Source organism: Arsukibacterium sp. UBA3155 (assembly GCA_002364615.1).
Taxonomy (GTDB): Bacteria; Pseudomonadota; Gammaproteobacteria; order Enterobacterales; family Alteromonadaceae; genus Alishewanella.
Genome location: DEYP01000029.1, coordinates 46,147 through 69,620, shown reverse-complemented (window position 1 = coordinate 69,620; position 23,474 = coordinate 46,147). Strand labels below are relative to the sequence as shown.

The following is a 23,474-nucleotide window of genomic DNA, read 5'->3' as shown; positions in this document are numbered from 1 at the left end:
TTACTGCACTTCCTGCTTAGCTGCCACTACACGAACATTGTTCAAGTGATCCGCAATTAACAGTAATTCATTGCCGGCCAGCTCGCTGGGCCTGAACACTGACTGAGGATCAGCCGGCGCCAGCTTCAGAACAATGCCACCAGCCTGGCGTAAATGGTTAATCGCTTCCTGAATATGAAACTGGGCTTCACTGTTAAGCGGCATGCTTACTTTCCTTAAACTTAGGTAAATTACGGTTAAGCGCAGCTCGCATCCGTTCCCGCTGTGCATCTGCCATTCCATCCAGGCGCTTTTTAATTTCGTGCCGCTTTAACTTGCCAGCGGCTTTTAAGTGCAGCCAGTAACAGGCCAGCGTATCGTCAGCCGCCTGTTCCTGAGCTTCCTTGCTCTGGTTGCAAAGGTTGTAATCGGGCAAGCTCATGCCACCACCGGTTTGTTAGTGCGGTAACTTGGCCAGAAACACTCCACCAGGTAGAAATTACCTACTAGCCGATCGGCTATCCGCTCACCCAGAAAGCCGGCCGCTTCCTCAAAACTCATATTGGTTAGCAGAATTGTGCTTTTGCCGGCAGTTACCCGCTGATCAATAATCGCGTTAACTATCTTGCCGTCGTGGTCCTGCGTGCTACCAAGCTCTATTTCATCCAGCACCAACAAATCGACACCGGAAAAGCTGGCAATTACCTTTTCTTCGGTAAAGGGGTTGTCGTGGCGCCGGCCCGCGCGGGCTTTCATTTGTATTTCAAACGCAGTGGCAACCACGGCACTTTTACCGCTGGCGTTAAGCGCGTTGCATATAGCACTGGCCATGTGGTTCTTGCCGGTACCGGTGCTGCCGCAAAAAATCATGTTTTTTACAGCACCATGCTGGCCAAAGCCCTGAAGAAACTTACGGCAGCTGGTAATTGCCGCTTGCTGTTCTGGCCGGTAAATCTGGTAGCTTTCCAGCGTGGCTGAAAGGTAAATATCCTGCACACCACTGCGGTCCAGCAGTTTTTTAACGTCACGCTGGTGGCGTTCTGCTGCAATCTGCGCTTGCTGCCGCTGGTAATCGGCCTGAGCTTCACGTTCGTGAAATGCCTGGTAATCTTCTGGCTTAAACGCGCTACGTTTAGCATGGGCCTGCACTTTGGCCATCATGCTGCGGGGTACGGTTAACAAAACAGGCTTATTCATACTTTCACCGCCAATTCACGGCCCTTTTTACCCCAGTCTTGCTGGGTCATGGGTTGGCCGTTTTCGCCAATGGTTATTCCGCTCTGGCCATTGCCAAAGCCGCTTTTCCGTTCAGAATGCATCACAGCCAGGCGGCCCCAGTTTTTGCGCAGTGCTGCCGGGCTCTGAATGTTCGTTTTCCAGAAGTTATCCGTGCTGGCCAATGCAAACAGGGTGATAATGTGCTTGGCTGCCCGCCTGTCTTGCGTTCGCATCAGCCGAATGTCGTTAGCCCATGTTGCCAGTGCCGGGGGCCGGTAGTGTTCACCCAGAGTGGTTTGCAGAATGGCCGCCATTTGGTTGGCAGTGTCTAAGTCTTCCGCTGTACCCCAATTTTTGCCCTTTTGAATGGCCGCATCAGGTTTTAAGTCTGGGTCGTCTGCCGCAGGCGGCGACACAAGATCTTTATTAGTTGTCTTTAGTAAGTTGTCTTTAAGGTTGTCTTTAGTGCTGGAACTACTGTTCCCTGAGTACGGAACTGTTTTTCCGTCTTGTGGTAACTGTTGTACCGCCTTAAAGGAACCGTTGTTCCGTCTTTGTACGGAACTGTTGTTCCGGCTTGCCTTACCTTTAGCGCTTTGTTTTTCACTTTTACCGGTGGTAACCACCCACTCGCTGATCACCTTATTTACGCCAACCAGTTTCATCAGGCCGGCTTTCTCCAGCGTGATCATGTTACGGCTATGCAATTCAGCCAGGCATAACCTAACGCCCTTTTCAGACACACCAGTAAGCTCTGCCAAATAGGTATTGGTAATGCGGTTGGTTTTTTGGTTGTAACCGTATGTAATACGAATAATGGCACTAAGCACCCGGAACTGGGCGCCGGTAAGGTCGGCTTTGCACAATTGGTCCTGAATGGCGTTGGCCGTTCTGGTGTAACCATCATCAGTATCAGCTATCACCTGGTTACCCCCATTGCGCTTAGCGTTAAAATCAATTAAATTTGTGGCTGTCATTGGCTTACCTTTCTTAAGTTAATGACCGGCCCGCTCTGAACCAGCGGGCTTTTCTTTTTTAATAAGTCTGCAGCGGCCGGTTCGCTAACTCCGGCTGCCCCGTCGGGTGTGCGCTTACACGTCTGCTGAGAGTTCAACATCCGGCTAGCTTTATGCCGGCCAACGCACCTTAACCGGTACGACACGCTTTCACGCTTATCACACTGCCTGGCTACAGGCTTCACTGCATTCGGCTGCTGACTGTTGCGCTCCCCCCAGCACTCCGAAAGACAATCAGCAAGCGAATACATGCCACTTAACCCAGTGGCCGGGACACATTGCAGCCACCCATGCTGCATTTCTGCGCTTTACTGCAGCGCATTGGCATTGGTGTTCACGACATCACACTGACCGAGCCCAATACCCTTTCGGGCGCTTCTCGCGTTACATCCCAAAGAACCCCAATCCAATAAACTGCAGCCGCAGAAGCGGCCGTATTAAATCAAATCAATAAACCCGTTAAACCAGCACAAGGCTGCCAACGCTATAAACGGGAAGTAGCAACAAAAGAAAATAACGATGGTTTTGGTAATGGTATTAACCACTCGCATGGTAAAGCCCTGCTGCAGCCGGCGGCTGCCGGTATAGCGCCCAGATAAAAAGAACGCCCAAACCAGTGCCAGTAAGCCGGCTTGGGTGTAAGTAAGCTCAATCATGCTCAGGCCTTACTGATAACGGTTGTGGTATGCCGAGGTAAGTCACGAACCTGACCATGTACCAACGTTTTAAGCGCCAGAGATTCAGTAACCGTGTTCATTATCCGGGCGCGGATCCGATCAAACTCTAATGGGTCAATTACCCCGTCTTCACGGGCGGCGCGTATTTCAGCCATGGCGCTGCCCAGTTCCTCGCTTACCTTCATTAACTGGTCGCTTAGTTCTTCGTCGCAGCACACCGCCTCTGGCAGCTTTACAAATACCCCGCCGCGCAAATGGGCCCAGGCGTCTAAAATGCCGTTGTCGTTTGCCAGTTCGGTAATGGCCACAGCTTCACCAAGGGTAAGTTTGTGAAACTCCTGATCAGGGTTCAGCTTATTGCCCAGCACATTAGGGCTAACACCCAGCTTGCGGGCTAAGTCGCTAACGTTATGCCGTTTGCCCAGCACGTAAGCCGCATCCTGCGGGCACTGTGGAATGGTATTTTGCTTTAACGTGTTATTGCTCATGGGACTGTTATCCTTTATTTTTGATTAAGAGGCTTGTAGATCAGTCACAGGTTTAAAATTGGCTTTCAGCTTTCCGTTTGTGATCTTCTCAATTTGGAATGCGCGAAGCTCTGGCACATCGCCTGGCCAACCTGAAACTGACTGGCTTTTAATACCAAGCGCTTTGGCTGTTTCAACAACACCACCAAAGTGGTTGATCACATCAACTTTTTTCATGGAGCCCTCTGGCATGGAGTTAGCAATAAATAATGCGCATAAGCGTAGGTTAAACTACGTAGGTTTGTCAACAAAAACTGCAATGACAAAAATAACCACTACATGTAGGCTTACCTACATGAACGAAACAATGGCAGGCCGCATCCGAAAGCGGCGTAAAGAGCTAAAGCTCACACAAGACAAGGTTGCTGATTACTGCGGCATTAACCGCGTGTCTGTAAGCAACTGGGAAACTATTGGCAAAAATGGCACCTCACCAAAAGGGGCGAACCTGATAGCACTGGCTGAGCTACTGCGCGTAACACCGGAATGGATACTTACTGGAGAAGTGAAACCGGAAAATTCCAGTGTGTCTGAAAGCTTACCCAGTTATGCAGTTGGCAGCTTTGATCTATGGGATAGCAAAACCCCACTTAACGATGATGAAGTAGAGCTGCCTTTTTATAAGGAAATTGAATTGTCAGCAGGAACTGGTTCAGCAGTACAGTTGCAAGACAGCGGCTTTAAGCTGCGGTTCGCCAAATCAACCCTACGCCGTTACAACATTCAGCCAGACTTAGCTGCCTGCGTAACAGTCAATGGTAATAGCATGGAACCGGTATTGCCGGATCAGGCAACGGTCGGCATAGACACTGGCAATACAAAAATTAAAGACGGCGATATGTACGCCATAGACCACGATGGCCTATTAAAGGTTAAGCGCCTTTACCGCTTGCCAGGTAATGGCATTAGGATACGCAGCTTTAATACCGATGAGTACCCTGACGAGGATTACCAGACAGAGCAAGCCAGCGCCATTAAAGTGCTTGGCCGAGTATTTTGGTATTCGGTGTTAAGGTAGTATTACTACAAAAGGAATTGGCAGCTTGAAAAAACAGCTTGAACCCCAAATATATGTCAAGGTAGCAAAAGATAGATTTAAAAGACGATTAGCACGGCGAGGCAAAACATATAATCGCTTTATAAGTGTTTCCAAGGCTGTACTAGGGTATAAAATTATCGAAGCACCTGTAAAAATATGCCTTTACAGTGCTCACGGCAAAGATAATTCGACCTTTCTTGACACACTGATTTTTTTCGAAAAGCTATCCCAAGCTCAAGATGAACACAAAATCCTTATAAGTTTTGAACAAACTACTAGAATAGAAGCTGCAGCGATAATCACTCTTTATGCCCTAATTGAAGATTTATTGCAGCAAACTAGCATCAAAATCAGGTTTTCTTTATCTAAAATGAATCCTGAGGTGAATAGTACACTCCGTGTTAGTTATTTACAGAAATTAATGACAAATAAGAGTGACATTACCTATAATTTTAAGACTAAGTTGCCCTTGCCAGTCATCACCGGGTGCAGCAATCAATACGTTGACTCAATAGTAGACTATTTGATTCAGAGTGTTTATGAGGGAAATATGGAGCCTGAAAAGGAATGGACAATAAGTGTTGCCATTCAAGAGGCAGTTAACAATGTCGGTCTACATGCTTACCCAGCTGATGACTCTGGTAAAAAGAAGTGGTGGATCCTCTGCCAGGTTATTGATAAGCAGCTTTACTTGGCTATATATGACAAAGGCGTTGGCATCCCTATGACAATTGTTCAAAGAGGTTTTTTTTCTAGTAGATTTAGAAGTAATTATCCAAATGCCTATAGTATGTATGTGAAAATGTTAAGATCTAGTGGAAGAGCTGCTGCTTTAAGCAGTGTCGTTGGTGGTACTAAACGCTTATTGTCTGATTCTGAAGCAATTAATTTGTCAATGATTCCAGATTCTACGCGCACATCCAAATCTAAACATGGGCAAGGTAGTAAGAGCATTAAACGATTGGTTGAGGAAAATGTTGACGGTAAGTTATGGATTTTCAGCAACTCCGGACTATATGTTAAATCTCAAGGTGCAGAACAGGATTTAGTGGATTTACCAATGCCAATAAGTGGAACTCTCGTTCAGTGGAATATAAATCTTGTATGAGTAAATCAATATTACTGGTTAAAGAGTTCGGTCCGTTCCCGTACGGAAGGTACCCTTCTGATGGCGATTATAATGGGCAAGCATTTAGAGAGAAGATATTGGCCCCTCGTTTACGTGAGGCCATTGATAACGAAGAAGTACTACTAGTTAATTTAGATGGATACAATCGATATGGACCTTCGTTTCTGGATGAGGCTTTCGGGGGGCTTATTAGAGAAAGTGGCTTTACACCTAAAGAAATAGAAAGTCATCTTCGCTACAACCACACTTTAGTCAAAAGTGTAGAAATTTTAATTAAGCAAAGAATTGCAGCTGCTGAACAAGCTGGGAACCAAAATTAATTGGAGTTTCAGTTTGGCTACTTAATCACTATTATAGGTTGGATTTATGTACTCTATCTAAGTAATCGTGCACTTAAAAGAGCTGACATTGCCAGGGTTAAAGATTCTTGCATCGCTGTTTTAGAGGATGCAGTTAAGAAGATTTTAGATTTAGCGGAGAAAGAAAACTTAACTGATATTCATATTGAATCCCACTTAGTGCACTACGCTACAAAAGCATTTTTCAGAATAAAGGCGATGAACAATCTTGCCAAATCACAATTAGTTGATGCTGGTAAAGTAGATTTGGTTTTAAGAACCGCAGATGTATCCAAAATAATTAATAGAGATAACCAATATTGCCAGCAATTAACTTCTGAAATTCTGAACTACTGCGATGAAATAGAACAAGAATACCAGAAAATATTTTTCAACTCTAACCTAAAGCTTTGGATTGCAAAACATATAGACGAACTGAAAGGCCTAGCCTTTGGTTTAGTTATTTGCGCTTCTTTATTCTACATATTTCAATATTTTTAGGTGCTCCATAATTAATTTGTTATCTTTGAAATTTTTCGTTAGACCCGCTACGGCGGGTTTTTTATTGCCTCGAAATATTTTGTAGGTAAACCTACCAAATAATGTTGACACTAAATGTAGGTTAAACTACTCTTTGCCTACGAAGCAACGTAGGCAAACGTCATGAAACCACTATTCGACTACATCAACCAGCGCACTGCAGCCACCAGCAGCAACCGCTTTATCTGGGCTCTGGCCATCGTCACCACCCTGTTGTTTGTTGCTGCGTTTACCTGGTGCCGCCCATGAATACCGATATCGCCATTAACGAACTGCAACGCTTGGCAGAAAGCATCACCGAGCAAGACATTGCCATGATGATCAGCCACGGCGGTGCAACCAGCGTTCACGAATACCTGCAGCGTGCTGTAGCAGGCCGCATTAACTACCTACAGCACCAGCAGGAGGCTACACGATGATCGCCAATACACTTACCCAGGCCGCACAAATACGCCAGGCATCAGCCATACCGCTGGTGGTTAAAAACCGCCGCGAAGGTTACGAGCTGGTAAGCCGCTACGAAACCCTAAGCCCGGCACAAAAAGCGGGATTGGCTGTGGTGTACGAATGGCACCGCGCCTTTAACCGCGACGGCTGCACCTTGATGCACCCAATGCAGTTTGAAATATACGGCGTAGCAGCTAAAGACAAAGGCACTGCCCTGGCTAACGAACTGCGCCAGCTTGGACTGCTGCAGCACCACGAGGGCCGCTATCAATTCAGCCCAGCTGGCCTGAAGCTGGTTTTATCAATTAACGAAGAGGAGTGCTAACCATGCCTGCAACTACTAACGCAGCATTAAAAATGGCCGCCCCGGGCGAACTGTGCAGCCAAATCAAAAAGCTTATGGTGTTTTGCAAAGACGAAGCGCGCAGCATTAAAGCTATGCGACACCATCTAGCTGTTACCGAAGCGGTTGTTCGCGACTTTCTGGCACAAGCATTAGAACAAAAATTACTGTGGCGGCAAAGCAACGGCATGTACAAGACATTTAACAATAAGATTTCATTTATAGACACTCCTGCCAATGAGCCAGAGACTAACAACAGCTTACGTGCACTGGCCAGCGAAGAACAAAGCCTGTCTAATTATGATCAGCAGTTAAATACCCATTGGGAAAAGTCTTGCGAAGCTACCGACAGTGAAAATGAAGCTGCAGCAACTGATACCCAGCAGCAATTAGAAGCAATGCAGCAGCCCACTGCTTTACCGAATCCGGATGAAGAAGTTATCGAGCTGGATATAGCTGCTGAACCTCTTGCTGAATATAGCTCAGCTTTTGATATCAATGCTGAATTGGAGTCGTTAGCTGGCCTGCTGCAGCCAGATCAATACCCCGTTATCGACGACATAGCAGATAAGCAACGCGCCTTATCTGGCATTTCACTAATCATCAAACCCCATGCGCCACAGTTGGTAAACGTGCTGGACCAGCTGGCAGCTGATCTGGCTGTTATTTGCCTGCACCAGAACCGGAGGGCTTAACCATGTTTGCAGTATTCGGAATTAGTTACGAAAAGGCCCGGGCCAAAGCAATAAAGCTAACCAAAAAAACCACCGGTAAGGGCAAGGAACTACGCCAGCTTACCCAGGCTGAATACGATGAAGCCCTGAACGCTGCTACTGAAAAGTACATGCAGCAAATGAAGCCAGTCATTTTATCAGGCGAGTTTAGCCAGCCCAGCGTGTGCCAGCAGTTTATAGCCATGGCTGCTGAGAAAGGCGCCAGCCAGCTGCAGGTAATGATTAAAGCCCCGGTGCAAACCAAAGACAAAAAGGGCCGCGCCAAGGTTAGTAAGCGCTGGATGGAATACAGCAGCACCAAAGATTACACGCTGGGGGCAGAATAATGAGCGATATGCGATTTTTCTTTCCTGCAGCTGCAGGAACCCAGGGCAACCGAACCTTTTATACCGCTTGTGTGCCGTTTGGCATGTTGTCGCGGTTAATGGCCATCGACACCGGCAACGTAATGGACAGAAGCCAGCGCCAGGTAGACACCAAGCGCGCCAATGCCATTAGCAAGTACATTTGTGAAAACGAAGAAAGCTTTGTACTGCCAGCCCTAACCGGCGTTATTGAGGATGAAACCTTAGAGTTTATACCGGCCAGTAAGGGCGCATCTGTTGGCGAACTTAACCTGTCCATGGATGCCACCATAAAGTTGTTCGACGGGCAGCACCGAGCTAGCGGCATTTTAGAAGCAATTCGCCAAATGCGAGGGCTTAAAAGCCAGCAAGTCACCATTCAGCTGTTTGTAAATATGAGCCTTGCCGACAGACAACAGGCGTTTAGCGATATTAACAGCAACGCTAAGGCAGTAAGTGCCAGCCTGAACATGACTTATAACAAACGTGATAACACGGTAAATGCCATCAAAGCAGAAATTGCCAAGGTAAGCGCATGGGAAAACCAGATCGACTACGAAAAAAACATCATAGGTAAAAACACTGACAAGCTTTTTTCTTATCGGCATGTCGTGCAGGCCAGCCGCATAGTGTTGGGTATCGGCCCTAAACAGGAACCGGATCCAATGCTGGTTACAGATATCAGCAAGTGGTGGAACTGCATATCCGAAGCGGTAGCGTGGAAATGGCAGGTAAGGTTGCAACAAGAGGTAGGGCCAGAAAACAGCGTAGCGTTTACCGCTGCTGGCCTTATGACATTGGCCCGTGTTTACCGCCAGCTAAGAGACAAATACGGCTGCAAGTATTCAGTTATCAAATACGCCAACGCACTTAAAAACATCAACTGGCTTAAGTCAGACGAAATGTGGCTGGGCAATCTGGTAGACGAAAAAGGCAATATGACATCAGGAACCGCAGGCCAGATAGAAGCCGCCAAGCGCATCGCTGAAGTTGTTTCAACTTATTGCGAAAGCATGTGAGGCCACTTAATGAAAAATAACGCCAACTTAGTTAATCAAACCAGCGCTGAAAGCGGTTTTGAATACTACACCCCACCCGAATGGACAGATGCTGGCATTGAAGTTATGGGCGGCATTGACCTTGATCCTGCCAGTTGCGATTTTGCTAATCAGTGGATCGGCGCTAAACAGATATTCACCAAAGACACAGACGGGCTGCAGAAAAAATGGCATGGCCGTGTATGGATGAATCACCCATTCCACCGTGGCGAAACCGCCTGTAAAGCGAAGTGCAAAAAGCTTACCTGTAAACGCCGCGGCCACTGCATTACCGAAGATATACCAGGCAATGCAGACTGGATAAACAAACTGCTGACCGAGTACCTGGCTGGCCGGGTAACCGAGGCGGTGATCATAACGTTCTGCAACTCGTCTGAAATCTGGTTTTCACCGCTACTGGATTACCCACAGTGCTTCCCAAGAACACGGGTTCACTATATTGGCCGTGATGGGAAAAAGGTTCAGGGCTCAACAAAAGGCAGCGTTATCACCTATTTCGGCCCGAACGTGGCTAGGTTCGCAGAGGTGTTCGGCAAGCTTGGCAAAATTAAAGTTGAATACAAAGCAGGAGCTGCAGCATGAAATATATCAGCCAGGGCAGCCAGTGCCAGCAGCGTTTTGAACTGCTGCTAAGCCGAACTGATATACGCAGCGACAATATTAAAGCTGCGCTTAAAGATCATCTGGTTACCGGCCTGGCAGACTCCGTTGCGTCAGCAATCAACGGTGTTAGCCAGAGTAATTTCAACCGGGCTTTTAATGCAATGAATGACGTAGCCGAGACAGTCGAAAAGATAAAAGAACTCGACTGGGCTAGGGTTAAATCAGTTAACTGATAAGTTTTTAAGGCGAACACAATGAGCAGAGGCATCAACAAAGTAATTTTAATTGGCAACCTGGGCGCGGATCCTGAAGTGCGTTACATGCCCCAGGGTGGCGCAGTGGCCAACATGACTATTGCCACCAGTGAAAGCTGGACAGACAAAGCCACCAATCAGAAAAAAGAGCAAACCGAGTGGCACCGTGTTGTTATATACCAACGCCTGGCAGAAATAGCCGCCGACTACTTGCGCAAAGGCAGCAAGGTTTATATCGAGGGTAAGCTTAAAACCCGCAAGTGGCAGGACAAAGACGGCATCGAGCGCTTCACCACTGAGATAGTGGCCAACGAACTGCAAATGCTTGATGGCCTGCAACAGCAACCAGCTGGCCAGCAGCAACAGAACGGTGGATATCAGAAACCACAGCAAGGCGGGTACCAGCAGCCAGCACAGAACAACCAGCGCCAGCCAGCAGGCCGGCAGAACCAAGGCCGGTAACAGGAGGAAATTATGCAGTTATTAAAGCTACCTGAAGTATTAAAGAAAGTACCTGTGAGTAAAACCACCTGGTATGCTATGGTGAAAAGCGGCGAAGCACCGGCAGCATTTAAACTGGGTCCCCGTTCTGTTGCCTGGTCAGAAGACCAGATCAACGAGTGGATCAGGAAGCGCCAGCCAGCCGCCAAAAATATGACAGCACTGCAGTCGTGATCGGGCAGCAAAATATTTTGATACTACAGATGATACTACAGCTGAATGATCAACCCGCGCAGGCCGCTAAAATAGCGGATTGTCGGTTCCTGCTGGGGCAGCCATAAGACAGTTCAACACGGTCTTATACGGCCTGAAAACCCTGAAAAACCCTTCAATATCAAGCATTAGCAATGGTTTTCGGTCTTAGCAGGTCTTATGCGGTCTAAAGCCATCTCCGCTTTTTAAAAATTTCTTAACGGTCCAATCGGCACTTAATCGTTGCCCAATGTCTCCTGGCAAAAATAAGCTAAGCTAAAACCGACAAAAATTACCAACAATTGGATAAAACCGTATGTGCGGCAGACTAAACGTTATCGATGATCCCGGCGTTATAGAACTGTGCGAAGGGCTACAGATCCAGCTGTTCCCTGAGCGCCAGATTTTCAGCCGTTTCATCCGGGCCACTAACCAAGTCAGTATTGTTTGGCAGAAAGAGGGTATGCGAAGGATGGATAATGCCACCTGGTGGTTACTGCTGCAGCCGACAGAGACCGGCTTTAAACCATCCAGGTACACCTCGTTTAATACCCGCTATGACAAGTTAAATATGAAAGGCTCAGCTGGTTATCATGCATACAGACATAGCCGCTGCGTAATACCCGTGAAAGGGTTTGGTGAAACTGAGTATGTAAACGGCAAGCCTGTTCACTATCACGATATGGTGGCGAAGGATGGTGGCATGTTATTGGGTGGCCTGTGCCGGGAGTGGCTTAACAAGGATACCGGCGAGCTTGCGTTGTCATTCTCGGTGATAACACTACCCCCACACCCAAAACTGTTAAATATTCACACTAAAGCCTCACCGTTAATGCTACCGAAAGAACCAAAGCTCGTTGATACCTGGCTTGATGCTAGTGTTACAAACACTGCAATATTTGAAGATCTACTGAAGCCCAGAATTCCCGTTGATTTAATCGTGCAGCAAATAGACAAACCAAGTACTTTTAATCCGTTAGCCGAGAAATATGTTATCAAGTCTGATGTCAGTTAAGTGTCATTAGTGACATACACAGGCTTTATTTTATAAGGAACGCCTGCTGGTTGAGTTAAGACAATCTGTTCGTGAGTTAGGCTAAAAACGAGCAACGGGCAGTCTCGTTTATTAATAAACATTTGTGAGTAAAAAATGGATTCTACGCTTTGAAATCGCTCAGAACATAGGTAGTATCAAAGCGCTTGTTGCGGAATTATGGCCAAATAAATGTCATTAGAAACAATAAATTACTACAACCAAAACGCCGCAGACTTTGCTGCTGCAACTGACGATATAGACATGACAGCCTTGTATGCCGAGTTTCTGCCACGGCTAAAAGCCGCTGGTCATATTCTCGATGCTGGCTGTGGTAGCGGCCGTGATGCAGTTTATTTTAAACAACTAGGTTTTACGGTTAGCGCCTTTGACGCCAGTGCAGAACTGGCTCGACTTGCCAGCGCACGCCTGCACCAAGCTGTTGCGGTGCAGCGTTTTGAACAGTTAAACCAGCACGAAAAATACGATGGCATATGGTGCTGCGCCAGCTTGCTGCATGTTGCCAATAATAACTTGGCCACAGTATTTGGCTTATTACAGCAAGCATTAAAGCCAGACGGTGTGCTTTATGCCTCGTTTAAATATGGTGATACCGAGCGCCAAGACCATGGCAGGTATTTTACTGATATGAATGAAGCACGACTTACCGCTTTAATAAACGATGTAAACGGGCTGACGCTGAACAAGATGTGGCTCACGCAGGATAAACGCCCTGAACGTAACCACGAAACCTGGCTTAATGCCCTGTTATTCAGGAACGGTAGCTAAATATGGCGGGTATGCAGCAACAACTGGATTTTATTGGCTACATTCAGCGTATGCTAAATGAAGGTGAGTTTGTCGCTACCTATAAGTTTGCCTTGCTTCATGCTATTGCGGATATTTGTGTAGAGCACCCACTGCAGCAACCCGACAGCGAGCTGGTAATCACACTGGATGCACTGGTCGACAAATTTATTCTGCTGTACTGGCACCACGCAATGCCTTTCGCTGCTGACCACAATGGCGATGCTGCGCTACTTAAACAAAACTCAGGCACGCAATCCAAAGTCATCAGCGTATTGTTCGAGTGCCAGCAAAACAACATCCGCAATATTCGCCAGTTAAAGCAAAGCATGTATTGGAAACAAATTTATCGTGCCACGCTGGCAACGCTTAAAAACGGCCCATTATGGCGGCTACAAGTTTTAGCAAAACAGCCAGAGTGTTTTCTATACCCGCATCAAGACAACGGTAAATTTATTAAACTTAACCCAGGCATCGCCTACTCTTTTCGTCGCTTTTACGATCTGGTGGTATACCTGGCTAAAAATGCCTGGCTACAGAAAATACAAAGTATCAAAGACAATCAGAAACTGCTGGGGGCACAAAGTCAGCTACACGAATTTCTGTTTGGGGTCGACAGAAACGCATTAAATAAAGCCCGACCGGTGCTGATAGAAATACAACGCGGCTTGTGCTTTTATTGCAACAAACCTTTAAAAGATGCCAACAGTGCAGAAGTTGATCACTTTATCCCCTTTGCCCGCTACTCTACCGATTTAGGCCATAACTTTGTTGCTACCCACAGCAACTGCAACAACAGCAAGCGCGATTATCTTGCGGCGCAGCAACACCGGGATAACTGGCAAGAACAAAACCTGCATAAATTCGAAAGAGTGTTAAGTACTGAACTGGCAGCCTACTTTTATTGTGATGCAGAAAAATCTCGCGCAGTAAGTGACTGGGCTTACTCTGTTGCACAAGCCAACGGCGCTAAACTCTGGCTAAGTAAAGACGAGTTTGTCATTGCCGGTAGCACGCAAGTAACTACTTCATATATCGCGCCAACTAAAGTTACGGCTGCAAATGAGGTATTTTCTCTAGCAGACGAGGATGACCAAGTAAGTATCAGTCCGCTGCAGTTACGCTATTTCCCCAATATCAAAATCGCCTGCGGCCGCTTTAAAACCGGTGATGACAGCAACGCAGAATACGTTAATGCGCCTGCTGGTTTTGGCACTCTTAACCCTGATAAGCATTTCCTGGCCCACGCTAGCGGCAATTCCATGAACGGTGGTAAACACCCTATACTGGACGGCCAGTTGTTATTGCTCGAGCTTATCAGCCCCGAGAGTGCCGGTTCATTGCAAAATTGTACGGTAGCAATTGAACGACAGGATGAAAGTGGTGATAACCAGTATCTACTGCGCGATGTTAAAAAAGACGTGAATGGCCAATACCATCTGATTGCCAAAAACCCAGACTACCCTGTGCTAATAGCAAATGAAAGCATGCGAACCTTTGCCCGGCTGAAAGCTGTTGTTGACTGATATTTGCCGACTTTATTTTTTATCATCGGATTTATGGAAGTAGTAGTCTATTCCGAAAAAAGGGGGAAATTAAAAACGACAGATTAACCTTTTTTGTTTCAGCGCCTTGCAAAGGGGCGGTGATTATTAACTCCGACCCATTTTTCGCTTCCTCGGCAAAGTCGATGCTTTTAGCAATGCGCAACACTCGACGTTAATTACTGCTTAACGTCCTTACTAATATTTAGTATTAATTCAATGGTCAGTAAACCACAACAAACCATATCAATTTCGATTGATAACAGCATTGTTATGCTCACTTAGTAGCCAATCTGGAGTGCACTTTAGTGAATACCTGTGGATAAATTTGTACATATCTTCGCTAGATCTCGTAATTTATCATAAAGCTCTCTCTCAGCATTACCATCGCCAATATCAAAATTTTCAAAAAAGAATTTATCTAATATCACAGCTTCAAAAATACAACCGGAACCGGAGATTCCGCGCTTATTTAAAACCGTTTTATAAAGGGGCACACCATCAAATTCAGTACACAACAACTTCATTGACAGACTTTCATCGATAGCATCAAAGTCAAGTTTAGGAAGGCAAGCATTTATCAATTTTAAAAATTCACTATCAGCAAAAATACAACTACCACTGTAGAAACTAGATAACGCAACAGAAAATGTTTTACTAAGCTTGGCAGGTGATTCAAGGCTGCTTCGCCAAGAGTCTGAAGATAGCAAATCGTGAAACCAAGAAAAACCAACGTTACAGTCCATAATATGCTTAGGATTGAAATGAACATTGTCAGACTCTAATATTGCCTCACCAACGGTTAGCGATGATGATAATTTCAAAGGAAAAAGCTGCGCATAACCGTCAACAAGTGTGTAATTCCAATCACGCTTTGAACAAACAAGCTCTATAACTTTAATGTCATTTCTTAACGTCAAATTAAGCGAACAGATGTCATATGTGCCCTGGTATTTAGGCCAGTTTTTCGAATCGTAAATCTCCTCTACAACAGTCTTACCATAGTCGCTTAAAGCAAATAGTACCTCATTATTTAACAAGCCCACCGTCGATAACCAGTCTATTGATGTTGCAGCTAAAAAATGAGCTATCGTCCCACCTAAGTATCGTTTAGTTAAAAAATAATCATCTTTCGAATACTCAGAGTAAATCCAATTTTCATCATATATAGCAGAAATTTTAATTAATGTTTCAAAATATAACTGTCTTGTGTCGTTTAAGCTGTAATTCTCGTATTTCTTGAAGCTTGCTATCTGCTTTTTTAAAAATTCCAGTCTAATTGACTCATCTAAATTCCAAAGAAAAACTTCTAATAAAGTTGCTCTTCTATAAATATCAAAAACCAAGTGGTAGCTTTGCATTTTCTCAAAGAAATAAGCATGGGTGAATGCTTTTTTTAAAGCCAGTATATGGATAATAGGCATGCCAGTCACACAATCATTGTTAGTGTAAAAGCTGCTATATCTTATACATAGATCTAGTGCTAATGCAGGATTTTTAAATGACATCGAAGTTATAATAGTGCGCTGGCTTTCATCCCTGATCAGTTTAAGTCCCTGATTGACGGGAATGCTAGAGTCTTTTTTAACTTCATCAAGGCTAAAAACACTATGGAAATTGAAAAAGTCAGGTAGATTTGAAGCGATTACCCTAGATATTCTATACCCGTATTTTATAAATATACTTTTAGTCTTCCCAATAGCATTAAAAATCCAACTTTCATCAGCCGAGCAAAGAATGCTAGCAACGGATTTATGATTGTCATCAACTATAGATAGTATGCTTTTTTCAAAAGCTACATCAGTCTGTACCCAAGATTTATTGAACTCTGCCAGAACATGAGCAACACTAACTCCGTTAATATCAGTAAGCTTTAACACGTTTAGATTTTGTGCCGCCGCAGTTAATCCCCAGCTATGATTCCATCTGGCTAGGACATGTGCGACGGTGCTGAGATGATCAGGTCTACCTCTGCCTAGAGTCAAGATACTGAAGTCTTGAGCAGCTGGATTACTCTCTCCCCATAGACTTGAACGAGAGGCAATGATATGAGCAAATGTTGAATGACCGTAATAGATTTTCGAAAGCCAGCTTTTATCGTTAAGCAATTTGTGATCATTTGGTAGTAAATGATCATCAATTAAGAATTCGGCGACCGTTCTACCTATCTCACCAGTTAGAGAAAGAACATCGTCTCTAGATGCTGCTTCTGTATGTATCCAGTTTTGATTGCACCTTAAAACCAAATGGGCGATAGTTTTTTTATTAGGTCCGGGCAGAGATAATATTTCAAAGTCTTGAGACTCCTCTGTATTGTGCCAGTTTCTATCTTCTCGAATAGTTTTAATCAAGAGACTTTTATTACTCAGGAAACACTTTTTTTTGCTTGGCATGTTTTCCTTGCCCTTTAATTTTCCGGCATCCGTACACAATTGCAAAGTTTGATTTCATCATCAGCGAGGCTTAAATTTACGTGCCCCCTTGAGCCGCATGATTACCTGGCCACATTGTTTAAAGAGTTACTCACTGCTGATACGCCAGACAAGCTGACAAAAGTGTTTCCATTCTGATCTATACAGCAATCACTCCGAGACGGTGTGGCTGCTGCAACGTTTACGATTCTTCTAGTGCTTTCCAAACTCCAACTTCATAAACGCCCTTTGCATAGCCACGCGCATCCACTGATAAGCTGAAGATTAATTAATTATCTCATAGTAATTTAAATTGGCTAAGTTTCCAATATAGGTCTTAATATGGTTTTGCACTATTAATGAAAATTTCTTTAGGAGAGAGCTACTATCACACCCAAAAACTCATTGAATCAGCGGTCGCGGATAATAATTGAGCAATTTTTTGATATTTGTCCTATCTGATATGTCATGAGGTAGTGCAAACCTATTTGGGCCCTTTTTCCCAATTTGACAGAATGACAAGGGCTCTACATTGCCTACAACATGCAATACCTTTAAAAAATCAAGAAGCTTTCTTATGGCGCTAGCTCGCCGAGCTTTAGATTTGTAGGTCAAACTCAAATTGAGTACGCGGTCCAAAGTATCATCATCAACTAACTGGTTTACTTCTACGGTTCTGCCCCGAAATTTAAATAAGGTAAACTCAATAAATAAAGGAGCCCAAAGCTTGTCAGGAAGCTCCCAACCTTCTGCTGCAGTATCATTCGGTCCAATTTTCACGCTATAGCGCTCTGTCAGTAAATTTACCCTTTCGTGAGGTTTCGACCTGAGCTCTTTCAGAAATTGATATCGCTCAACACTGATTGCTTCATAAGAGAGATTGCGCTTCTCAGCTTCAGATGACGCTAAATCCTCCAGTTTAATTCGCCATTTTTTTACGCCACGTAAGGTCGGCTTAAGACTAAATATTTCTGCATCAGAGTCCCATGTCAGTCTAAATATGATATTGGGGGAAGATCGCTGTTTTACTGTACCTCTAGGTATAAATATAATCGGAATTGGTTTTTTTCCGTTAAGTTTATCATCCACTATAACGTCTGCTATAAGCTCACCCCAGCTTCCTAGCAGATCGTTATTAGCATGCCTTATATTTCTAACACTGATACGCTTTTTCAGACTAAAATGCGTGTTATTGTTAAGTAGTTGAGGATTTGAAGCCAAGGTTTTAATCGGAATAGCACATACTGAGGAATTGGCTATGGTTTGTTTTGTCAACTTGTCGAAAACGTTTGTTATTTGCTGATTTCTTAAAGCTGTTAAGTGTGGCAATTTATGTTCAGCCAAAGCTTTAGCATGTTTTTGACCCAAATTATTCAACCATCTGCGATTCGCACCATTTAACAAAAGCTTTTCAAGGTCCTCCCGTTCGATACTCCACGATATGTTACTAAGGTCTATTTCCATCACCTCTACAGGCAACTCTTCAAACTTGAGTTTGTCTGCGTCAGTCTTCCTATTACGTACATAAATTTCTATTCCAAACTTATCGCCTTCAGCATTGGTAGTTACTGAGTCCATTATCACCGAACCCATAGCTTGCTCAGAAACTGCTTGCTGCATTTTCAAAATCGGCAGTGGTATGTCATAAGATGAATATACAGGTGAGCCAATGCTATCTTCACCAACAGCCTCTGCGTAATAAGGAGGAAGCCTTATGCTACATTGTCGTTCTGCTAACTCTTCTAATACCTTTTTAGCAAGCTTGTGCAGGACAGATTCACCACTACAGATACTTCCGTTGTAATGTGCGAAATAGGCTGTCTTCTTTTTTGGGTCAGGGTGGCAGGCAATTAAGCGGTCTCCGCAATGAAGGCAGGTACAATTACATGCTTTACCATTTTGTACATCACGCACATGCCGGTAAGCCCCAATTTGGTCAATTGCCCAAGCTATCTTTGCGGCCATAATCTAACGTTCAATCAGAAAATCATGCAATTGCTTTAATTTGAACAGTAACTCATCGAACGTGATGATGTGTACATTCTTAGAGTTGCGGCGGAACATCTCAAAAGATTTCTTTTTGTCATCATCGCTTGGCATCATACCAATCACCAATATGCAATTTACTGCATAAGACTCAATGTCGAAAATTTTGTTGTTATCTTTTATTAAAGCTATGTTCTTTTGTAGTTGATAACACTGATCCAACACTTGTGTCAATGAACCGGTAAGCTCTGTTGATGCACAGTAAACTGAGCCTCTGTAGGCACTTTTGTTCAGTAAAGCTGACGAAGGTTTTTTGATTTCAATCAGAGCTAAATTATTAGTTACACCATTTTTAATCAAATAATCGGTGATTTTGTCACTGTCCCCCGATAACTTTTTACCGCCTACACTTGCCTGATCTGAAATTTTTACTGCTGGATAGCCAAAGGCAAGGCTTAAAATAAAGGGATTTTCGTTAAATAATCGCTGCCAGGTATCTTCTTTCGTTTGTGTAGCAAGCAATTTTTCGAAAGCTGATATCAGCAGCTCCAAAGATACCAGCTCGATGTCATTTTTTAACTTGGTCAACGTGATGGGATCGGTTTGTTTAATTGTAGAACGGTCTTCTACAACCAATTTCATTGCAGCGTGTTTGTCAGTATCAGTTATTTTTATTTGCAACATTTTACTGATAGCATCGGTACTGACCGGTAATGGTTTTTGCTGGTTTCCTAATCGATATGCTAGTTGGTTATACACTGCTGTAGACTTTGACAGCTGAGCTGCGAGTCGAGCCCGGCGTGTGAGGCGGTCACAAGTACGGCGCATTTCATCAAAATCTTTCCAGTTAAGGTAAAAATAGCCGTTCTGAGAATTCCCTGTTTCCTCATTCCCTATTACCATTTCACTATAAGGTGTTTGCTCTTCAACAGCAGAAATGATAAACCGATAGTCCTTTACCAAGCCCACTCCGAAACGAATGTCTTGAATGAACCCTTTGGGTAAACTTGAAAGAGTCTCTACGACTTCTTCTTTATCGTAAGGTGCTTGTCTAACGTCGAGAAGAAGCGTTATGCACTGAATCCCTTCGTACTTTTGCTGCAAATACTTAGGGTGGGTTAGCAAAGTGAAAATTGGGTATAGCGCGACATACCCGTCTTGGCCATTAAACTCAATAATTAACTTTTTATTCTGGTCTGGAGTTTCGTTTTCCTTCCCCAGAAAGTTTAACTCTGCCTGAGTAGGTAAGTAAAAGACTCTAGTGCAATTTGGAAAGACCTCTGCAATCTCGATATTCAGCTTTTCAGGGATGAAGTCTTCGGGTAGTAACCTAGTCATATGCCCTCCTTTCGTATCTCAGGCCGTTCGGCTTTTACACCATCTTTATTGCCTTTGGTGTGTTTGGCTACTTTAAACTGTGATATGTCTAGTAGTTTTTCACCCGGTTCGCCGCCAAAAAATAAGAAAGGCCCTAATTGTATGGTAGCCTCATCAAAGAATATCCACAGCACACAACCAGATGGTTTATTAGCCAAGGCAATATGGACTTTTTGATACGATGCTTTGGCATCCAATTTTGCTGTTTTTAGCTGAATATGGCGCAGCACACCGTTTTCTTCGGCTATAAGGTCATAGCCTTGGTTGTCCACTTCAGGTTTGGCAATTTCCAGGCTGCAGTTACCACGTAGCCAAGACAGCTTAATGAGCTCACCGATAAACAGATGTTCTATCAGTTTTTCGCGGTAAGACGATTTGAGGTAATGCTGTTCCATGCTTATTTCCGGGCTACGCCACTTTAGTGCCACGACAAGAAGGATACCTTGAGCAGCCATAAAACTGGTTACCAGCATTTTGGCCTTTTTTAGCAGTACGCAGCACCATATCACTGCTGCAAACCGGGCAGTTAATAGCAGAAGCCACGGTGCTAATTCTCGGTTTATTTTGCTGTGTGTCTTGCCCTTTTATTGCACTGGCAAGTAACCGGCCATCAATCAATTTAATATTTTTACCATTAGCAAAAGCCTGAGCATCGTCAGTAAATTGGCCAGAGGTAACCACAAAAGCCCCCACAGCACTTTTTGCCATCATGACACCGTATAGTTCTCGCACAATATTTACTGGTACTTTGCTGGCTTTCCAATGTTTGCATTGCACCAGGTAGATTTTAGAATCATCTGCGGTAAGATGTAAATCGACACCGCCGTCAGCCCCCTCTACAGTTTCAGTAACTTTATAGCCCTTTTCACGGAAAAACTGCCCTACCAACATTTCAAACTCACGCCAGCTTATTGCCGCAAGTGCACCTTGCTGTGGTGCAGAGTCGTATCGGACATTGTTAAGTAGCGATACCCGTTTAGCTTTTGCCTTGAGTGATGTCACAGCGCCAAACACAAAAATTACCGGCAGTAAATACCGCCCCCAGTAAGCACAGTAATAGACCAACGAACCGGTGACATGTGCCGTTGGCTTTTGAGGATCAATTACTGGCATTGCCGCTAGGCTATCTAGATAAAAATAAAACCCAATTGCCATGGAAATACTGAGCCACCACGGCAAGAAACTGGCGATGCCATAGAGATCTTCTATCAAGCTGGATTTGCGACGGCTGCCCATCAGGAGTGCCCCAAAATCATCGACGGAGACTTCGGAAACATGGCTATTGAAAAACAAATGAACACAGCAATTTTTTCCTTATCTTTCAAATTAGTTATCCTTAACTACAGCAATCAATTTGTACCGACTTTAGTGTACTGCATTCAAGTTTGCAATAAGAAAACGTTACTCGGTTTACTTAACTTCTTGCCTTAAGGCAATGAGCCTAGCGAAGTCGGTTTAACGCCGGCTCATCAAAGTAATCATAATCCCCAAGCTTTAACGCCTGCTGGCGGCGCGCCTGCTCGCTGGGTTTGTGCTCGGCTATGGTGACCCCAAACACTTCAAGGTGTACCTGCTCCATCAACTGCTGCACTTCGTGCCGGCTGCAAATCTCAAGAAGCTCACCGGCATGTATAAACCCCTGCGCGCGAAAACGCAGTTCTGCGGTGTCTTTACCGGCTTTGCTAGCCAGGAAAATATCGCTAAATTGCTGCTTCAGCGTTATTAAAAACAATTCCCGTTGTGCGTAGTTCATTGCTATCCCTCCGGCCTTTGAAAAAATGGCATCCCTGCCAGCTTGTCCTTGTTATATCCTGTTGGCCACGTCCTGCAGCCTTGTCCATTTACTATGTCACTGTAAGTGACATGTCATCCCTTGCAACACATCTTAGGGAGTTTCTAAAATCACGCCATACTGTTTAGATGCTCAGTGTATGTTTTTCAGGCAGGTTATTTTTTAAATAACAAAACAGGATGTAAATAAGTACCGAAATAACTTAAATTGCACTATAGGTACTTATTCGCATATGAACGATTTAATGACAGGTAATAACGGTTTGGCAAACACGACAATTGGCTGGCCCATTCGCTGGGAGCTGTTAATGCGCTACCGGCTGATTGAAATAGTGGCGCTATGGGAAGGGAGGCTTACTACTAACCATTTATGCAACAGCTTTGGTATTGCCCGCCAGCAGGCATCGAAAGATATTAATGGCTATTTACGTGATGTGGCACCGGGCAACCTGGAGTATGACGCTAAGTTAAAAGGCTATAAACCCTCTGCTACTTTTACCCCAAAAGTGACTAGCGGCCTGGCCGATGAATACCTGCATGCCCTGGCCAGCACCAAAGATTTCGCTCACACCTTTAGCCAACTCGATTTGGGCTTTGCCCATACTGAAATGCTGACATCGCCACTACGCCAGGTAAACCCGGACATTCTGCGCACACTGGTACAAGCCGCCCGCGATGGTAAAAAAATCGATATGGGCTATGTATCGCTAACCAGTCCGGATGAAGAAAGTCGCATTATTGCCCCGCACACCTTAGTGTGTACGCCACTGCGTTGGCATGTGCGAGCCTATTGCGAAAAGAACCGCGATTTTCGGGATTTTGTGCTTAGCCGGTTTCGCGGCATAAATGGCATTGAAGGCGATGCCGATAAGACCAAAGCGCAAGATACACGCTGGAACAGCAAAGTGGATATCGTGCTGGTGCCTGATTCGCGCTTAAGTGACTACCAACAGGCCATTATTGCTGAAGATTACAATATGACCGACGGCAAACGAATCATTTCTGTTCGGTCTGCGCTGGTGCCCTATGCGGTGCAGGCGCTAAACCTGGACTTAGCCAAAATAGAAGCGCGCCCGGAGGCGCAGCAAATTATGGTGGCGAATTTGGATGAGGTTAAGCGGCATGCGTTTTAAGTTTAACCTGTAACTTAAACCTGTAACTTTAACCTGTAACGTAAGCGTACAGGTTAAATTCTGCCCAACGGATTAATGCTTTTCATCGCGCGGCCGACAACCTAAGCTCAGGGTGTGGAATCAGGAGCCTTAAGCATGAGTCAGAATAATCAGCATGTCGTTACCGAGCAACAAACCAATGAACTGCGTTATTTACACAAAGTGATGCAGGCCATTAGCATTTTAGGCGAGCAGCCAACCCTGCATGTTGTGGCTTATGGCAGAGTGTGGCGTTATGCCGATTTACTGCATACCGCAGTGCGCTATGCACAACTTGCCGAAATGCACGGTTATGACACAACGCCGTTTAAGCAATGGTTTAACCGCGATGTCGCCCTGTTTCAACTACACGGCGTTGAGCTGAGAGTTAGCTGATTACTACACTATCGTGAGTTACCTTTAGGCTTATTCTAG

Annotated in this window: 32 protein-coding genes; 19 read left to right on the top strand and 13 right to left on the bottom strand. The window is 44.7% G+C overall.

What is annotated here, in order from left to right:
* The 7 genes from B2X65_RS17030 to B2X65_RS17000 form a co-directional block, all read right to left on the bottom strand.
* The gene (locus B2X65_RS17030; protein ID WP_290614708.1) at nt 1-204 is read right to left on the bottom strand and encodes a hypothetical protein; all 204 of its coding nucleotides are present in this window, start codon (nt 202-204) and stop codon (nt 1-3) included.
* Nucleotides 194-421 (bottom strand): hypothetical protein, encoded by a 228-nt coding sequence (locus B2X65_RS17025; RefSeq protein ID WP_290614706.1) that lies wholly within the window; start codon nt 419-421, stop codon nt 194-196. Before B2X65_RS17025 ends, B2X65_RS17030 begins: the two co-directional genes overlap by 11 nt.
* Nucleotides 418-1,176, bottom strand: a complete 759-nt coding sequence (locus B2X65_RS17020) for an ATP-binding protein (RefSeq protein WP_290614704.1) — start codon at nt 1,174-1,176, stop codon at nt 418-420. The genes B2X65_RS17025 and B2X65_RS17020 overlap by 4 nt, the downstream gene beginning before the upstream one ends.
* Nucleotides 1,173-2,174, bottom strand: a complete 1,002-nt coding sequence (locus B2X65_RS17015; protein ID WP_290614702.1) for a replication protein — start codon at nt 2,172-2,174, stop codon at nt 1,173-1,175. Before B2X65_RS17015 ends, B2X65_RS17020 begins: the two co-directional genes overlap by 4 nt.
* 476 nt (nt 2,175-2,650) lie before the next feature.
* The gene (locus tag B2X65_RS17010; protein WP_290614700.1) at nt 2,651-2,869 is read right to left on the bottom strand and encodes a hypothetical protein; all 219 of its coding nucleotides are present in this window, start codon (nt 2,867-2,869) and stop codon (nt 2,651-2,653) included.
* A 2-nt stretch (nt 2,870-2,871) separates the two neighbouring features.
* Nucleotides 2,872-3,378: a phage regulatory CII family protein gene (locus B2X65_RS17005; protein WP_290614698.1), complete on the bottom strand. Its 507-nt coding sequence runs from the start codon at nt 3,376-3,378 to the stop codon at nt 2,872-2,874.
* A 24-nt stretch (nt 3,379-3,402) separates the two neighbouring features.
* Nucleotides 3,403-3,594: a Cro/CI family transcriptional regulator gene (locus B2X65_RS17000; RefSeq protein WP_290614696.1), complete on the bottom strand. Its 192-nt coding sequence runs from the start codon at nt 3,592-3,594 to the stop codon at nt 3,403-3,405.
* A 118-nt stretch (nt 3,595-3,712) separates the two neighbouring features.
* Here B2X65_RS17000 and B2X65_RS16995 point away from each other — a divergent pair, with 118 nt between their 5' ends.
* The 17 genes from B2X65_RS16995 (at nt 3,713) to B2X65_RS16915 (ending at nt 14,305) form a co-directional block, all read left to right on the top strand.
* Complete coding sequence (locus tag B2X65_RS16995) at nt 3,713-4,435, top strand: helix-turn-helix transcriptional regulator (RefSeq protein WP_290614694.1); 723 nt, start codon at nt 3,713-3,715, stop codon at nt 4,433-4,435.
* A gap of 25 nt (nt 4,436-4,460) precedes the next feature.
* On the top strand, nt 4,461-5,564 hold the full coding sequence (locus B2X65_RS16990; RefSeq protein ID WP_290614692.1) for a hypothetical protein: 1,104 nt from the start codon (nt 4,461-4,463) through the stop codon (nt 5,562-5,564).
* Nucleotides 5,561-5,905: an STAS-like domain-containing protein gene (locus tag B2X65_RS16985; RefSeq protein ID WP_290614690.1), complete on the top strand. Its 345-nt coding sequence runs from the start codon at nt 5,561-5,563 to the stop codon at nt 5,903-5,905. Before B2X65_RS16990 ends, B2X65_RS16985 begins: the two co-directional genes overlap by 4 nt.
* Nucleotides 5,906-6,424: a hypothetical protein gene (locus B2X65_RS16980; RefSeq protein WP_290614688.1), complete on the top strand. Its 519-nt coding sequence runs from the start codon at nt 5,906-5,908 to the stop codon at nt 6,422-6,424.
* Nucleotides 6,425-6,586: 162 nt separating this feature from the next.
* On the top strand, nt 6,587-6,712 hold the full coding sequence (locus B2X65_RS16975) for a hypothetical protein (protein WP_290614686.1): 126 nt from the start codon (nt 6,587-6,589) through the stop codon (nt 6,710-6,712).
* Nucleotides 6,709-6,882, top strand: a complete 174-nt coding sequence (locus B2X65_RS16970) for a hypothetical protein (protein WP_290614684.1) — start codon at nt 6,709-6,711, stop codon at nt 6,880-6,882. Before B2X65_RS16975 ends, B2X65_RS16970 begins: the two co-directional genes overlap by 4 nt.
* On the top strand, nt 6,879-7,235 hold the full coding sequence (locus tag B2X65_RS16965) for a hypothetical protein (RefSeq protein ID WP_290614681.1): 357 nt from the start codon (nt 6,879-6,881) through the stop codon (nt 7,233-7,235). Before B2X65_RS16970 ends, B2X65_RS16965 begins: the two co-directional genes overlap by 4 nt.
* A 2-nt stretch (nt 7,236-7,237) precedes the next feature.
* The gene (locus B2X65_RS16960) at nt 7,238-7,948 is read left to right on the top strand and encodes a hypothetical protein (RefSeq protein ID WP_290614680.1); all 711 of its coding nucleotides are present in this window, start codon (nt 7,238-7,240) and stop codon (nt 7,946-7,948) included.
* 2 nt (nt 7,949-7,950) lie between these two features.
* On the top strand, nt 7,951-8,313 hold the full coding sequence (locus B2X65_RS16955) for a hypothetical protein (protein ID WP_290614678.1): 363 nt from the start codon (nt 7,951-7,953) through the stop codon (nt 8,311-8,313).
* On the top strand, nt 8,313-9,350 hold the full coding sequence (locus B2X65_RS16950; protein ID WP_290614676.1) for a DNA sulfur modification protein DndB: 1,038 nt from the start codon (nt 8,313-8,315) through the stop codon (nt 9,348-9,350). Before B2X65_RS16955 ends, B2X65_RS16950 begins: the two co-directional genes overlap by 1 nt.
* A 9-nt stretch (nt 9,351-9,359) precedes the next feature.
* Nucleotides 9,360-9,971: a hypothetical protein gene (locus tag B2X65_RS16945; protein WP_290614674.1), complete on the top strand. Its 612-nt coding sequence runs from the start codon at nt 9,360-9,362 to the stop codon at nt 9,969-9,971.
* Nucleotides 9,968-10,225, top strand: a complete 258-nt coding sequence (locus B2X65_RS16940; protein ID WP_290614672.1) for a PapB/FocB family fimbrial expression transcriptional regulator — start codon at nt 9,968-9,970, stop codon at nt 10,223-10,225. The genes B2X65_RS16945 and B2X65_RS16940 overlap by 4 nt, the downstream gene beginning before the upstream one ends.
* A gap of 21 nt (nt 10,226-10,246) precedes the next feature.
* The gene (gene ssb, locus B2X65_RS16935; protein ID WP_290614670.1) at nt 10,247-10,708 is read left to right on the top strand and encodes a single-stranded DNA-binding protein; all 462 of its coding nucleotides are present in this window, start codon (nt 10,247-10,249) and stop codon (nt 10,706-10,708) included.
* Nucleotides 10,709-10,720: 12 nt separating this feature from the next.
* Entirely contained in the window at nt 10,721-10,921 is a 201-nt protein-coding gene (locus B2X65_RS16930; protein ID WP_290614668.1) for a helix-turn-helix transcriptional regulator, read from the top strand.
* Nucleotides 10,922-11,255: 334 nt separating this feature from the next.
* Complete coding sequence (locus B2X65_RS16925; protein WP_290614666.1) at nt 11,256-11,954, top strand: SOS response-associated peptidase family protein; 699 nt, start codon at nt 11,256-11,258, stop codon at nt 11,952-11,954.
* A 210-nt stretch (nt 11,955-12,164) separates the two neighbouring features.
* Nucleotides 12,165-12,761, top strand: coding sequence for a class I SAM-dependent methyltransferase (locus tag B2X65_RS16920; protein WP_290614664.1), 597 nt, complete (start codon nt 12,165-12,167; stop codon nt 12,759-12,761).
* Nucleotides 12,762-12,763: 2 nt separating this feature from the next.
* On the top strand, nt 12,764-14,305 hold the full coding sequence (locus B2X65_RS16915; protein WP_290614662.1) for an HNH endonuclease: 1,542 nt from the start codon (nt 12,764-12,766) through the stop codon (nt 14,303-14,305).
* A 323-nt stretch (nt 14,306-14,628) separates the two neighbouring features.
* On the opposite strand, the gene B2X65_RS16910 is transcribed toward B2X65_RS16915, so the two are convergent.
* The 6 genes from B2X65_RS16910 to B2X65_RS16885 all read right to left on the bottom strand — a co-directional run bounded on the left by B2X65_RS16910 (nt 14,629) and on the right by B2X65_RS16885 (nt 21,850).
* Complete coding sequence (locus B2X65_RS16910; protein WP_290614660.1) at nt 14,629-16,716, bottom strand: hypothetical protein; 2,088 nt, start codon at nt 16,714-16,716, stop codon at nt 14,629-14,631.
* Between the two features lie 420 nt (nt 16,717-17,136).
* Entirely contained in the window at nt 17,137-18,699 is a 1,563-nt protein-coding gene (locus B2X65_RS16905; protein WP_290614658.1) for a FeoB-associated Cys-rich membrane protein, read from the bottom strand.
* Between the two features lie 3 nt (nt 18,700-18,702).
* Nucleotides 18,703-20,058: a Shedu immune nuclease family protein gene (locus tag B2X65_RS16900; RefSeq protein ID WP_290614656.1), complete on the bottom strand. Its 1,356-nt coding sequence runs from the start codon at nt 20,056-20,058 to the stop codon at nt 18,703-18,705.
* Complete coding sequence (locus tag B2X65_RS16895) at nt 20,055-20,492, bottom strand: group I intron-associated PD-(D/E)XK endonuclease (protein ID WP_290614654.1); 438 nt, start codon at nt 20,490-20,492, stop codon at nt 20,055-20,057. The genes B2X65_RS16900 and B2X65_RS16895 overlap by 4 nt, the downstream gene beginning before the upstream one ends.
* A gap of 13 nt (nt 20,493-20,505) precedes the next feature.
* A complete protein-coding gene (locus tag B2X65_RS16890) occupies nt 20,506-21,333 on the bottom strand; it encodes a restriction endonuclease (protein WP_290614652.1) in 828 nt (275 codons plus the stop codon).
* A gap of 205 nt (nt 21,334-21,538) precedes the next feature.
* Nucleotides 21,539-21,850 (bottom strand): hypothetical protein, encoded by a 312-nt coding sequence (locus B2X65_RS16885; protein ID WP_290614650.1) that lies wholly within the window; start codon nt 21,848-21,850, stop codon nt 21,539-21,541.
* Between the two features lie 283 nt (nt 21,851-22,133).
* Between B2X65_RS16885 and B2X65_RS16880 the strand changes: the two genes are divergently transcribed.
* Nucleotides 22,134-23,021: a WYL domain-containing protein gene (locus tag B2X65_RS16880; protein WP_290614648.1), complete on the top strand. Its 888-nt coding sequence runs from the start codon at nt 22,134-22,136 to the stop codon at nt 23,019-23,021.
* A 135-nt stretch (nt 23,022-23,156) separates the two neighbouring features.
* Entirely contained in the window at nt 23,157-23,435 is a 279-nt protein-coding gene (locus B2X65_RS16875) for a hypothetical protein (RefSeq protein ID WP_290614646.1), read from the top strand.
* Nucleotides 23,436-23,474 lie beyond the last annotated feature (39 nt).